Source organism: Mangrovihabitans endophyticus (assembly GCF_014646155.1).
GTDB lineage: Bacteria > Actinomycetota > Actinomycetes > Mycobacteriales > Micromonosporaceae > Actinoplanes > Actinoplanes endophyticus.
On the sequence record NZ_BMMX01000028.1, the window covers coordinates 37167 to 50676 of the forward strand.

The 13510-nt window shown below is 73.3% G+C and carries 10 protein-coding genes; 5 read left to right on the top strand and 5 right to left on the bottom strand.

Features of this window, described 5'->3' with window-relative positions:
- Nucleotides 1-78 precede the first annotated feature (78 nt).
- Nucleotides 79-1131, top strand: coding sequence for a LacI family DNA-binding transcriptional regulator (locus IEY73_RS23880; protein ID WP_189081541.1), 1053 nt, complete (start codon nucleotides 79-81; stop codon nucleotides 1129-1131).
- A 246-nt stretch (nucleotides 1132-1377) separates the two neighbouring features.
- A complete protein-coding gene (locus tag IEY73_RS23885; protein ID WP_189081542.1) occupies nucleotides 1378-3180 on the top strand; it encodes a carbohydrate-binding module family 20 domain-containing protein in 1803 nt (600 codons plus the stop codon).
- A gap of 64 nt (nucleotides 3181-3244) precedes the next feature.
- Here IEY73_RS23885 and ppdK read toward each other — a convergent pair whose 3' ends face one another.
- The 5 genes from ppdK to IEY73_RS34165 form a co-directional block, all read right to left on the bottom strand.
- A complete protein-coding gene (ppdK, locus tag IEY73_RS23890) occupies nucleotides 3245-5920 on the bottom strand; it encodes a pyruvate, phosphate dikinase (RefSeq protein ID WP_189081543.1) in 2676 nt (891 codons plus the stop codon).
- A gap of 286 nt (nucleotides 5921-6206) precedes the next feature.
- Nucleotides 6207-6950, bottom strand: coding sequence for a sensor domain-containing protein (locus tag IEY73_RS23895; RefSeq protein WP_189081544.1), 744 nt, complete (start codon nucleotides 6948-6950; stop codon nucleotides 6207-6209).
- A gap of 27 nt (nucleotides 6951-6977) precedes the next feature.
- A complete protein-coding gene (locus IEY73_RS23900; RefSeq protein ID WP_189081545.1) occupies nucleotides 6978-7886 on the bottom strand; it encodes a sulfotransferase family protein in 909 nt (302 codons plus the stop codon).
- Nucleotides 7883-8803, bottom strand: a complete 921-nt coding sequence (locus IEY73_RS23905; RefSeq protein ID WP_189081546.1) for a sulfotransferase family protein — start codon at nucleotides 8801-8803, stop codon at nucleotides 7883-7885. Before IEY73_RS23905 ends, IEY73_RS23900 begins: the two co-directional genes overlap by 4 nt.
- Nucleotides 8800-10008, bottom strand: a complete 1209-nt coding sequence (locus tag IEY73_RS34165; protein ID WP_189081547.1) for a glycosyltransferase — start codon at nucleotides 10006-10008, stop codon at nucleotides 8800-8802. Before IEY73_RS34165 ends, IEY73_RS23905 begins: the two co-directional genes overlap by 4 nt.
- A gap of 171 nt (nucleotides 10009-10179) precedes the next feature.
- On the opposite strand from IEY73_RS34165, the gene IEY73_RS23915 reads away from it, so the two are divergent.
- From IEY73_RS23915 to IEY73_RS23925, 3 genes are read left to right on the top strand one after another with little or no spacing between them, the layout of a single operon-like run.
- Nucleotides 10180-11151, top strand: coding sequence for a hypothetical protein (locus tag IEY73_RS23915; RefSeq protein WP_189081548.1), 972 nt, complete (start codon nucleotides 10180-10182; stop codon nucleotides 11149-11151).
- On the top strand, nucleotides 11144-11911 hold the full coding sequence (locus IEY73_RS23920) for a sulfotransferase family protein (protein WP_189081549.1): 768 nt from the start codon (nucleotides 11144-11146) through the stop codon (nucleotides 11909-11911). Before IEY73_RS23915 ends, IEY73_RS23920 begins: the two co-directional genes overlap by 8 nt.
- Nucleotides 11908-13509: a hypothetical protein gene (locus IEY73_RS23925; RefSeq protein WP_189081550.1), complete on the top strand. Its 1602-nt coding sequence runs from the start codon at nucleotides 11908-11910 to the stop codon at nucleotides 13507-13509. The genes IEY73_RS23920 and IEY73_RS23925 overlap by 4 nt, the downstream gene beginning before the upstream one ends.
- Nucleotide 13510 lies beyond the last annotated feature (1 nt).

Genomic DNA, 13510 nt, shown 5'->3' on the forward strand with positions numbered 1-13510 from the left:
GACCGTGGGGCAGGCCCGCGCACGTGGAAGCGCTTTCGGATCGACTGCAACCAATTGCCGAAGCGTTACAGTGTCGCCATGCGCGCACGACTCTCCGACATCGCCCGGCAGGCGCAGGTCAGCGAGGCGACGGTATCGCGGGTGCTGAACGACCGGCCGGGCGTGTCACCGGACACCCGGCAGGCCGTGGTCACCGCCCTCGACGTGCTCGGATACGAGCGGCCGGAGCGGTTGCGCAAGCGCAGCGCCGGCCTGGTCGGCCTGATCGTGCCGGAGCTGGAGAACCCGATCTTCCCGGCCTTCGCGCAGGTCGTCGAGTCCGCGTTGTCGCAGACCGGATACACCCCGGTGCTGTGCACCCAGACGCCGGGCGGGGTCACCGAGGACGAATATGTGGACATGCTGCTGGACCGCCAGGTGTCCGGCATCGTCTTCGTCGCCGGGCTGCACGCCGACACCACCGCCGACCACGAGCGCTATCTGCGGCTGGTGCGCCGCCCGATGCCGATCGTGCTGATCAACGGATACGCGCCGGGCATCGACGCGCCGTTTGTGTCCTGCGACGACCGCCAGGCGGGCGAGACCGCGGTGACCCACCTCGCGGGCCTGGGACACCGTCGCATCGGCTTCCTGTCCGGCCCGGCCCGGTTCACCGCCGTGCAACGCAAGCTGGCCGGTTACCGTACGGCCATGCAGCGCGACGTCGGCCTGCGCGACGGCGAGCTCGACCCGCTCGTCTCGCTGACCCTGTTCGGGGTGGAGGGCGGCGACGTGGCGGCCGGGCAGTTGCTGGACGCCGGCGCCACCGCGCTGGTCTGCGGCTCGGACCTGATGGCGCTGGGCGCGATCCGCGCGGCCCGGCGCCGGGGCCTGGCGGTGCCCCGGGACGTGTCGGTGGTGGGCTTCGACGACTCCCCGCTGATCGCGTTCACCGAACCTCCGCTGACCACCCTGCGGCAGCCGGTGGCGGCGATGGGCAACGCCGCGGTGCGTGCCCTGGTGGACGAGATCGACGGGCACGGCGCGCCGCATTCCGAGTACGTGTACGCGCCGGAACTGGTGGTGCGCGGCTCCACCGCCTCGGCGTCCGGGCGGCGATCCTCCGGATCTTTGGCGGCGCCCGCGGCCTGAGCCGATCCCGCGCCAGTCGATCTTTGAAAGTTCTTGCGCCAACGGTCGCCGACCCGCACCGCCTCGACCAGCGCCGCCCTCGCGCGGCCTCCGAGGTCCGGTCCGTCACGCTGCAAGCCGAATCACTACCAAAGCTTCATATCGGACATAGACATCGAGCCACGTCGCTTTACCGTTCCGTAACACGCCTGCTAGCTTCCCTGCAACTTGCGCAAGAAGTTCCGTCCCGTCCCCAGGAGGCTTCTCATGCGTCCCCGAACCCTCCCCCGCGCGGTGCTCGCGGTGACCGCGGTCGCCGTGCTCACCGCCGCGCTGTTGTCCGCCGGTGCGGTACGCCGTTCCACGGTGGCCCAGGCGTCGGCGGCCACGCCCGGCGCGCACGACGTCATCGTGCACCTGTTCCAGTGGCCGTGGCGTTCCGTCGCGTCCGAATGCACGGGCGTGCTCGGCCCGAAGGGCTTCGGCGCCGTGCAGGTCTCCCCGCCTCAGGAACACGTGGTGCTGCCCGGCCAGGGCTACCCCTGGTGGCAGGACTACCAGCCGACCAGCTACCAGCTCACCTCCCGGCGCGGAGACCGGGCCGCATTCGCGTCCATGGTGAACACCTGCCACGCCGCGGGCGTCAAGATCTTCGTCGATGCGGTGATCAACCACATGGCCGGCGGCGCCTCGTCGGGCACCGGCAGCGGTGGGTCGAGCTATTCGCACTACGCCTACCCCGCGGTCCCGTACGGCAACGACGACTTCCACCACTGCGGCCGCAACGGCAACGACGACATCGTGAACTACGGCGACCGGTGGGAGGTGCAGAACTGCGAGCTGGTCGACCTGTCCGACCTGAAGACCGAATCGTCGTACGTCCGGGGCAAGCTCACCGGATATCTCAACGATCTCGCCTCGCTGGGGGTGGACGGATTCCGGATCGACGCCGCCAAGCACATGCCCGCCGCCGACGTGTCCGCCGTGGTCTCCGGGGTGTCCGGCAGCAAGTACGTCTACCAGGAGGTCATCGAGGGCGGCTCGGGTGAGCCGGCGCCCGAGGAGTACACCGGGATCGGCGACGTCACCGAGTTCCGCTACGGCGACGTGGTCGGCAACGCGTTCGCCGGCGGCGACCTGTCCGGGCTGAACTCGCTGCCCGCGCAGATGCGCCTGTCCTCCGGCGACGCGGTGGTGTTCATCGACAACCACGACACCCAGCGCAACGGACGGGCCAAGCTCACGTACCAGAACGGTTCCGCGTACGCGCTGGCCGAGGCGTTCATGCTCGCCTACCCGTACGGGGTGCCGAAGGTGATGTCCAGCTTCACCTTCAGCAACTCCGACGCCGGGCCGCCCGCCGCCGGTGACGGCACCACCTCCACGGTGAGCTGCGGCAACGGATGGCAGTGCGAACACCGCATGCGCACCACGGCGAACATGGTCGCGCTGCGCAACACCGCTGCGGGCACCGGCGTCACCAACTGGTGGAGCAGCGGCTCGAACCAGATCGCGTTCGGCCGTGGCAGCGCCGCCTATGTGGCGTTCAACCGCTCCGGCAGCGCGCTCACCCGTACCTTCCAGACGTCGCTGCCGGCCGGGACGTACTGCGACGTGATGGCCGGGGACGCCACCGGCGGGTCGTGCACCGGACCGGCGTACACGGTGAACGGCAGCGGCCAGGTGACCGCGACCGTCGCGGCCAACGGCGCGCTGGCGCTGCACATCGGCGCGCGCGGCACCGGCGGCACCACCCCGCCGCCGGCCGGCTGCCCGGCCGTGGCGGTGAGTTTCGCGGTGAACGCCACCACCGTGTGGGGCGAGAACGTCTATGTGGTGGGCAACACCGCGGCGCTGGGCAACTGGAACCCGGCGAACGGGGTGCCGCTGTCGTCGGCCACCTACCCGGTGTGGCGCGGATCGGCGGACCTGCCGGCGGGCACCACGGTGCAGTACAAGTACGTCAAGCGCAACGGCGACCAGGTGATCTGGGAGAGCGATCCGAACCGCAGCCGCACCACCTCGTCGTCCGGGTCGTGCAGCGAGACCTGGACCGACACCTGGCGCTGAGCCGGACCCCGCCGTCCCCCTGCGGGCCGCCGCGCACCTGACATGCGCGGCGGCACGCCCGTCGTCACCCCACGGAGGGCGCGTCGAGCACCGCGGCGCGGCCCGCCTCCAGCCGGGCGACCGGCACCCGGAACGGCGAGCACGACACGTAGTCCAGCCCCGCCTCGTGGAAGAAGTGCACCGAATCCGGGTCGCCGCCGTGTTCGCCGCAGACGCCGAGCTTGAGGTCCGGCCGGGCGGCGCGGCCCTCGTCACTGGCGATGCGCACCATCCGGCCCACCCCGTCGCGGTCCAGCGACTCGAACGGCGAGATGCCGAAGATGCCCAGCTCCAGGTAACGCCAGAAGAACGCGCCCTCCACGTCGTCGCGGGAGAAGCCCCAACCCATCTGCGTGAGGTCGTTGGTGCCGAAGGAGAAGAACTCCGCGGCCTCGGCGATCTGCCCGGCGGTCAGCGCAGCCCGCGGCACCTCGATCATCGTGCCGATCAGCACCGGTACGCCGGAGTCGCCGACCACCTCGGCGAGGATCTTCTCCGCCTCCGCCCGTACCGTCTCCAACTCCTGGACCGCGCCGACCAGCGGCACCATGATCTCCGGGCGCGGGGTGCCGCCCTCGGCGGCCAGCGCCACCGCGGCCTCGGCGATCGCCCGCACCTGCATGGCGAACAGGCCCGGCACCACCAGCCCGAGACGCACGCCGCGCAGGCCGAGCATCGGGTTCTGCTCGTGCATGCGGCGCACCGCGGCGAGCATCTGCTCCTGGCGGGTGGCGCGTTCGCCCCGTTCGCGGGCCACCGCGACGTGCACCGCCAGGTCCTCCAGCGCGGGCAGGAACTCGTGCAGCGGCGGGTCGATCAGCCGGACCGTGACCGGCAGCCCGTTCATCTCCCGCAGCAGCGCGAGGAAGTCGTCGCGCTGCAGCGGCTGCAACGCGGCGAGCGCGGCCTGGCGGTCCGCGTCGGTGGTGGCCAGGATCAGCTTCTCCACCAGTTCCCGGCGGTCGCCGAGGAACATGTGCTCGGTGCGGCACAGGCCGATGCCCTGCGCGCCGAAGCGGCGGGCTCGCGCGGCGTCCGCGGCCGTGTCCGCGTTGGTGCGCACCAGCAGCCGGCGGCGCTCGTCGGCGTGCGTCATGATCCGGTGCACGGCGGACACCAGCGGGTCGTTGGCGTTCGCCGGGTCGAGGTCGCCCTCGAAGTACTGCACCACCTCGGAGTCGCGCACCGGAACCTCGCCGAGGTAGACCCGGCCGGTGGTGCCGTCCACCGAGATCACGTCGCCTTCGGCGATGGTGTGCCCGGCCACCGTGAACTCCCGCTCGCCCACGGTGATCTCGTCCGCGCCGCAGACGCAGGTCTTGCCCATGCCCCGGGCCACCACCGCGGCGTGGCTGGTCTTGCCGCCGCGGGAGGTGAGGATGCCGCGCGCGGCGATCATGCCGGGCAGGTCGTCCGGGTTCGTCTCGCGGCGCACCAGGATGACCCGATGCCCCGCCTCGGCGCGCTGCACCGCGTGCTCGGCGGTGAACACCACCTCGCCGGAGGCCGCGCCGGGTGACGCGCCCACCGCCCGGGTGACCGGCTGCGGCTCGTCGGACAGGTCGAACCGCGGGAACATCAGCTGGGCCAACTGCGCCCCGGTGACCCGGCGCACCGCCTCGTCCATGTCGATCATCTCTTCGTCGACCAGGTGCGCTGCGATGGTGAACGCCGCCGCCGCGGTGCGCTTACCCACCCGCGTCTGCAGCATCCACAGTTTGCCGCGCTCGATGGTGAACTCGATGTCGCACAGGTCGCGGTAGTGCCCCTCCAGGGTCGCCATGATGCGCAGCAGTTCGGCGTACGAGTCCGGGTCGAGCCGTTCCAGGTCCTCCAGCGGCACCGTGTTGCGGATGCCCGCGACCACATCCTCGCCCTGCGCGTTGGCCAGGTAGTCGCCGTAGATGCCCGGTTCGCCGGTGCCCGGGTCGCGGGTGAACGCGACGCCCGTGCCGGAGTCCGCGCCCAGGTTCCCGAAGACCATCGCCACCACGCTGACCGCGGTGCCCAGATCCTCCGGGATGCGTTCCTGCCGGCGGTACAGCACCGCGCGCTTGGCGTTCCACGACCGGAACACCGCCTCCACCGCGAGATCGAGCTGCTCCCGCGGGTCCTGCGGGAACTCGTGGCCGGTGTGCTTGGCGAACACCGCCTGGAACGCGCCGACCAGTTCGCGCAGGTCCGCCGCGTCCAGGTCGACGTCGTCGCGGACGCCCTTGGCGGCCTTCGCCGCGTCCAGCGCGTCCTCGAACTCCTCGCCGGGCACGTCGCACACCGTCTTGCCGAACATCTGGATCAGCCGGCGGTACGAGTCCCAGGCGAACCGTTCGTCGCCGCCGGCCTGCGCGGCGAGCCCGGCCACCGACGCGTCGCCCAGCCCGACGTTGAGGACGGTCTCCATCATGCCGGGCATGGAGATCGCCGCCCCGGACCGCACCGACACGAGCAGCGGATCGTGCGGGTCGCCGAGCCGTCGGCCCATCGCCTCTTCCAAGGTGGACAGATGCGCGCCGATCTCGTCGTCCAGGCCCGCCGGGCGCACGCCGGAGGCGAGATATTGCTTGCAGGCTTGCGTGGTGATGGTGAATCCGGCGGGCACCGGCAGGCCCAGGTTGGTCATCTCGGCGAGGTTGGCGCCCTTGCCGCCGAGCAGGTCCGCGAGATCCTTGTTGCCCTCGGCAAACTCGTAGACGAATTTCATGGCACCACACCTCCGGTGAGCACGGATCCCGCCTGGGGCGAAGGATCCGTGGTCCCGCCGCCCCCTCGGACATGATTCGTAGGCTATGGCGGGTCGGCGCCGAAGGACAGTCGGGAGCACCTTTTTGCAGGCCGCATGCGCAAAGGTGCGCGCGCCGACCCGGGCGCAAGCGTGTCCGCGCGCCGGGGCGGGTCGGAGGGGGCACGAAAACGCGCCGCTGCGAATTCCACGGGGGAAGAACTCGCAACGGCGCTGACGGAAGGCTAGACCACGCTCGCCGGGCTGTCTATCCCACCCGCTGCACCACGGTGCCCACCAGTTTCCTCCAGTCGGCGTCGAACTGCGCGCCGGTGCTCGCCGACCGGGTCACGCCCAGCCGGTAGATCGCGTACTGGTCGACCAGCAGCACGTTCCGGGAGGCCAGCACCGCCACTGCGGTGTCCGCCAGGCCGGGGTGCTCCGGCTCGTACGTCTTGTGACGCTCCAACACGAACCCGGTCCACTGCCCCTCGGCCAGCGGTGTCGTCTTCGTGGTCTCGGTGAACGCCGGCTCGGACGTGTCGCCGGTGGGGCGCGCCGGAACCGACACGGACGCCCGGCATCCGTCGGCCACCGCCCGCAACGCCGCCAGCCCGGCCTGGGCGCCCGCCTCGTCCGGATAGACCAGCGCGCTCTGGTGCAGCGTCTGCGCGCCCTCCTCGCCCTCGTCCACCAGGGACTGGGTGACCTGGTCCGCGCCGGGCGGCACCGGCACGGCGGTGGCGTCGGACGGCCCGCCGCAGAACCGCACCAGCCGCTGCGGGTCGGGCGTCTCGCCGGGCGGCTGCCAGGTGGGCCCGATGTCGCTGCCCTGCAGCAGCGCGCCGCGCATGGTCGTGACGGTGATCAGGCCGCCGTCCGGCGGGTCGGGCGCGTCGTCGGACGAGCCGCATCCGGCGATCGTGACTGCCAGGACACAAGCGGCCACGGCCCGCAAGGCCACCGCACGACCCGCCACGACACCCCGCGGGGCGGCACCGATCTCGAACATCGGGCCATCCTGCCACGCCCCGGCGGCTCAGTATCCCCAGGCGGCCAGCGGCTCGCGCAGCACCTCGTCGATCGCCGTCAGTTGCGGCGCGGTCAGCTCATCGCGGTACGCCGCCCCGCGCCCCGCCGGGAAGTCGAACCGCGCGAAACCCCGCTCGTAGGCGGGCGACCAGTCCAGGCCGAGGAACTCCAGGGCGCGCCGGAGCTGGCCGCGCGGGTCCGCGACCACGTCCTCGTAGCGCAGGTCCAGCCACTGACCGGCCGGATGCGCGGCGCGGGCCTGCGCGTACGCGTCGGTGAGCATCCGCCAGCCCAGCGCGGCCAGCACCACGAACGAGCGTCCGGAATCCTCCCATTGCTCGCGCAGCGCGCCCGGCAACGAGCCCAGATACCAGTTGTCCGGCCCGCGCCAGCCGTCCCACCAGCCCATCTGCAGCCAGGAGTTGGCCACCGCGCGGCCGTCGCGCACCACGTGGACGACCTTGAGGTCCGGGTACGCGGCGTGCAGGTATCCGGTGCGCGGCCAGCCGGTGAGGTGGTGCAGCAGCGGATCGCAGCGCTGGGCACGGATCCGGGCGTCGAAGAAGGCGCGCAGCGCCCGCGCGGCGTGCGGGGTGAGGTCACCGGCGAGCAGATCCCGGCAGGGCTTGCCGAAACCGGCCAGCACATGCCGGTCGAGCAGTTGGTACGCCTCGGACGGGGCGACCCGCAGCCGCCCACGTTCCAGCAGGCGGCGGCTGTGCCGCAGCGCGGTCATGGCGGGCGGCCGGGGCGCGGCGCCGCGGTAGAACGGCCCGTTGAAGCGGCCGGTCAGGTTGAGCCGCGGCAGCTTGTCGTCCAGGCCGGAGATGAAACCGGTGCGCGGATGCCGGCACAGCAGCTCCTGCACCAGGGTGGACCCGCACCGGCCGGTGCCCACCACGACGGCCAGGCTCATCGCCGGTCTCCGTACCCGAGAGACCGCCGCAGCGGCGCGGTGAGCACCGCCACCACGGCCCGGTGCCGGCGCGGCATCGCCCGGCGCCACTCGTCGTCGGCGGTCAACGGCACCTCGCCGGTGCGATGCCGCGACGGGTTCCCGGCGACCGAGTGGGTGGGCGCCAGCCGCACCCGCGCACCGGTGGTGAACGGCAGCCCCGAACCGCTCACCCCGGCCGGCTCGCGCACCCCGGCGAAGTCCATCACCGCGCGCACGGTCGCCTGCGGGTCCGCGATCAGGTCCTCGTAGCGTACGCGCAGGTAGGCGCCCGGCCGGCGGGCCCACAGGCGTACCGTCACCGCGTTCCACACGGTCCACAGCAGCGCCGCCTTCCAGACCGGGTGGCGGGTCATCTGCGACGACGGGCCGCTCCCGCCCTCCCCGGCGGTCCCGCCGTCCAGCGCCCGGCGGCGCCGCCAGGAGAACGCCGCCGCCCTCGGGTCCCGGACCAGGTGCAGCACCTTCAGGTCCACGCCGAGGCCGCCGACCAGCGCGCCGTACGGCGGCAGCTTCGAGGAGTCCACCACCACCGCGCCGCCGGTGTGCCGGTGCAGCGACGCGTACAGCGCGGTCAGCGCCGCATCGTCCGGGTGCGGCGGCACCGCACCGGTGCGCAGCAGGCGCGGCAACCGGCGCATCCGCAGCCGGCGCCGCAACGTGCCGGGGTCCACCGCCGGCACCCCGGCCAGCACCGCCGTCCACACCGGACAGTCACGCACCGGCAGGCCGCAGCCGCACGGCCGGTTCTCCCGCAGGCCGCGCTGCCACAGGTAGCGCAACTCGCCCGCGGCGAAGAACCCGTCGATCTGCCCGAGCACGGTGGTGAGCAGGGTGCTCCCGCTGCGCCCGCTGCCGGCCACGTAGAGCACCGTCATCGCGCCGCCGCCGCGTACGCCGCGCGTAACCCGTCCAGGTGCACGCCGGGATCGAAATCGCGGCCCACCTTGGCCCGTCCCGCCCGGCCCATGCGCAGCGCGCGGTCCGGGTCCGCGGTGAGGCGGTGCAGCGCCGCGACAAGCGCCGCCGGGTCCTCGGCCGGCACGATCTCGCCGTCCACCCCGGGTTCGATGAGCTCCGGCAGGCCGCCCAGGTCGGTGCCGACCACCGGCACCCCGCAGCCGAACGCCTCCAGCACCGCCAACGGCTGGTTCTCGTACCAGCGGGACGGCACCGCGGCCACCGCCGCGTCGCGGACCAGCGCGTGCAGCCGGTCGCGGTCCAGCCGGCCGTGGAACCGGGCCCGCCCGGCGGCCAGCCGTTCCAGCTCCGGCCGGGCCGGGCCGTCACCGGCGATGTCCACCGGCACGCCCGCGGGCAGGTCGGCGGCGGCGCGCAGCAGCACGTCCACACCCTTCTCCGGGGCGAGCCGCCCGGCGAACACCACTCCCCCGCCGGCCCGTGTCTTGGCGGCCGGCAGCCGGGCCGGGTGCCGCAACACCCGCAACCGGTCCGGGTAGACCCCGGCCCGCTCCATCACGTGCGCCAGGAACCTGCTGGGCGCCAGGAACACCCCGACGCCGCGGTACGCGGACAGCCGCCGGTGCAGCCACGACTCGGCGGACAGCAGCGTGCTGGCCGCGCGGGAACCGTCCTTGCAGGACCGCCGGGCCGCCTGCCACACGCCGCCGGTGAGGCACGCGTCGCACGGCCGTCCATGGTCGAGCATCTGGTAGCTGGGGCAGGCGAGCTTGTAGTCGTGCAACGTCATCACGCACGGCACGCCGGCCGCGCGAACCGCGGCCACCACCGACGGGGATAGCTGGTGATAGACGTTGTGCAGGTGCACCACGTCGGGCCGGAACGCGGCCAGCACCCGGTCCAGCCCGGCCCGCGCGGACCGCGACCAGATCATCCGGGAGGCCGCGGCCAGCCGGGCGGCGGCGCCCGGCGGTGGCGGCTCCAGCTCGACGAAGGACGGGAAGTCTCGCGCGTACGGCAGACCGGGGTCGTTGTCCGGATGGGTCATGCCGAACAGCGCGACCTCGTCGCCCGCCGCGCGCTGCATCGCGGCCACGTCCAGCAGGTAGGCCTCGGCCCCGCCGCGGCGATACAGGAACTTGTTCACGTGCAGGACACGCATGGCTCCCGGTCCCGTCCGATCTGAGTCCCGCCTTATCCAAGTCCAGCCTGATCCGGGTCCTGGCCGATCCGGCGTCGGGCGGCTCACGCTAGCATCACCGGCGCACCGCCAGAACATCGAGGCTGCTGAGACTCTTCGGGGACGGCCCCGGGTCTCGGCCGAGGAGGAGCCGTGGCGCCGGACGATCCGTCTGCCCTGCGCTGGTTCGCCCGCCGGGTGGTCCGCCACGTGCGCTGGGCGCGGCGGGAGGGGCTGCGCCGGCTGATCGTCGAGGACCGGCTGGACCCGCGCGAGCGCTGGCAGGCCGCCGCGGTCAAGCGCCGCTGGCGGCGCCGGCACCCGGTGCCGCCGGGCAGTGCCCGACCGGTGTACGTGGTGGGCCTGCAACGGTCCGGCACCAACATGCTGCTGCGCCGGATCGGCGCGGCGCCCGAGGTCGAGGTGCGCGGCGAGAACGACCGTCGGGTGTTCCGGCGGTTCCGGCTGCGCCCGGACGCGGTGCTGCACGACGTGGTGCGCCGCAGCCGCCACGCGATCGTGCTGGTCAAGCCGCTGTGCGACAGTCACCGGGTGGACGAGCTGCTGGCGCTGACCGGCGGGGGCGCGGTGTGGATGTGGCGTGACGTCGACGAGCGGGCGCGGTCCGAGGTGGCCAAGTTCGGCGACGCGAACCTGCGGGCGCTGCGGGCGATCGCCGACGGCACCATCGGCGACGGCTGGCAGGGCGGACGCCTCGACGACGACGCCCGTGAGCTGGTGCGTTCCTTCGACTACGACACCATGGACCGGCACACCGCGGCGGCGCTGTTCTGGTACGTCCGCAACCGGCTGTTCTTCACCCTCGGCTTGCACCGGCGTGCCGACGTGCTGCTGCTGGCGTACCGGGAAGCGGTCGGTGATCCGGACGGCACCGACGCCCGGCTGGCCGCCTTCCTCGGCCTTCCGGGCTTACCGGGCTCACCGGCCGGCAGCGCTGGGCAACCCGGCAGCGCTGGGCAACCCGGCAGCGCTGGGCAACCCGGCAGCGCTGGCGCGTCCGGGTCGGGGGGCGCGCTGCTGCCGCTGGATCCGCGGGTGCGCGAGTTGTGCGACTCGCTGACCGCGCGGCTGGTCGCCGCCGGGCGGGAGGCCGCTCGTGGATAGACCCATCTTCCTGGTCGGCTGCCAGCGGTCCGGCACCACCATGCTGCGGCTGGTGCTGGACTCGCACACGGCGATCAGTTGCGGCCCGGAGACCCGGTTCCTGCCCGACCTGCGCCGCCTGGTCGACCCGGCGCGGGACTGGCCGCGCCTGCAACGGTTCGGCTTCGACCGGGCCGACTGGCTGCGGCGCATCCGGGAGTTCTTCGGCGGTGTGCACGACGACTACGCGGCCGGGCGCGGCAAGACACGCTGGGCGGACAAGACCCCGCTGTACGCGCTCAGCCTGGACTTCGTCACCGAGGTGTTCCCGGACGCGCAGATCGTGCACGTGATCCGGGACGGCCGCGACGTGGTGGTGTCGCACCGCAAACGGTTCGGTTACTGGTCGGCCGTCAAGTGCGTGGTCAAGTGGCCGCGGTACATCCGGGTGGCGCGGGCCGCCGGGCGGGCGCTGCCCGGCGGACGCTACTTCGAGCTGCGGTACGAGGACGCGGTGCGCTCCCCGGAGCCCACCCTGCGGGCGCTGTTCGCGTTCCTCGGCGAGACCTGGGAGGAGGACGTGCTGCGGTACGCGGACCGGCCGCACGACGTGGCGGCCAAGTACACCGTGGAGGCCGACCGGCGGCGCGCGGCGGCGGGCACCGACGCGGCCATCTACGACTCCCGGGTGGGCACCTATCGCCGCGAGCTGGATCCGTTCCTGCGCCTGCTGGTGCGGCTCTTCTCCGGACGCACCCTCAAGGAGCTGGGGTACCGGTGAGCATGCGGATGACGGGGCTACGCCCCCGGGCCGCCTCGACGGGGCTACGCCCCTGGGCCGCCTCGACGGGGCTACGCCCCTGGGCCGCCTCGACGGGGCTGCGCCCCTGGGCCGCCGCCGCGACGGCGCTGCTCCTTCTTCTCGCGGCCGGGTGCACCGGCGGCGAGCCCACGCCGCCGCCCGCACCGTCCGGATCCGCCCCGCCGTCGGGGTCAGTCCCGCCGCCGGGATCGGCCCCGCCGTCCCCGGGGTTGTCCGGATCGGCGCCGGCCGCCGGCGAGACGCTGTTCGGCGCGCACTGGGACTGGAACCGGTACGCCGAGCAGGAACCCTTCCTGCGCCGTCTGACCGGCTCGCACACGTACTACGAGCTGAGCTGGTGCGACGTGGAGAAGACGCCGGGCCGCCCGGACTGGTCCACCCTGGACCGTGTCGCGCGGCTCAGCCGGGACCTGGGCATCGCCCTCGACCTGAAGATCCGGGTCGGCCTGTGCTGGGCCACCGGCGGCACCCCGCAGTTCACCCGCGGTCAGGCCGGCAAGACCGAATCCGCGATGCCCCGGGACCTGTCCCGGTACCGGGCGTTCGTGACCTCGCTGGTGGGCCGGTACCGCCCGTACGGCGTGCACACCTACGCCGTGGAGAACGAGGTGAACGCTCAGCAGTACTGGGCGGGCACCCCGCAGCAGTACGCCGATCTGGTGCGTGCCGCCGCCACCGCGATCCACGCCGCCGACCCGGCCGCGACCGTCGCCGACTCGGGCATCAGCAGCGTGGCGCTGGGCATGGGTGTGGCCGATCGACTGCTGGCCGCGGGCCGGGACGACGCGGCCGTGGCGGCGTACCGCGCGTACTTCGCCCGCCGCATCGGCACCCGCGGCAAGCAGATCCCGGACGTGCGCGACGCCGCGGGGCTGCGGCAGGCGCTGGCGCATCCGACGAACGCCCGTAACCTGGCGTACCTGGCGGTCACCCGGCAGTTGCTGGACCAGAAGATCGTGCAGGTCCGGCAGGTGCACTTCTACGAAACCCCGGACGGCGTGCCGTCGCTGCTGGACTTCGTGCGCGCCACCACCCCGTCCGGGATTGCGGTGCAGGCCTGGGAGGTGGGCCGGTTCGACAAGACCGCGAGCGCGTCCGACCCGGTGGTGGCCCGCGAGATGACCCAGGTGGTCACCCTGCTGGCGGCGGGCGGCGTCCGCGACATCATGTGGCTGCCGCTGGCGTACAACCCGGACAACCGGGCGGGCGCCGAGGTGCGGGCGGGACTGCTGGACCCGGACGGCACGCTGCGCCCGGCGGGCACGGCGATGGCGGCGCTGGCGGCGGCGGCGCGCGGCGCGACGGCCCGGCCGGTGACCGTGGCGGGTCTGACCGGCGTCGGCTTCACGAGCGGGGCGAGCACCGGCGCGGCGAGGACGACGCTGGTGGTGTGGGCGACGGGCAAGCCGGTGGCGACGCCGCAGCCCGGCCCGGCGGTGCGGCCGTTGGCGGGCGCAGCGGTCAGCGGCGGGGGGGGTCGGGTGATCGGCGCGGACCCGGTCCAGGTGACGAGCCGGGAGCCGTTCGACAAGGCGGTAGCCGCCCTGACCCGCTGAC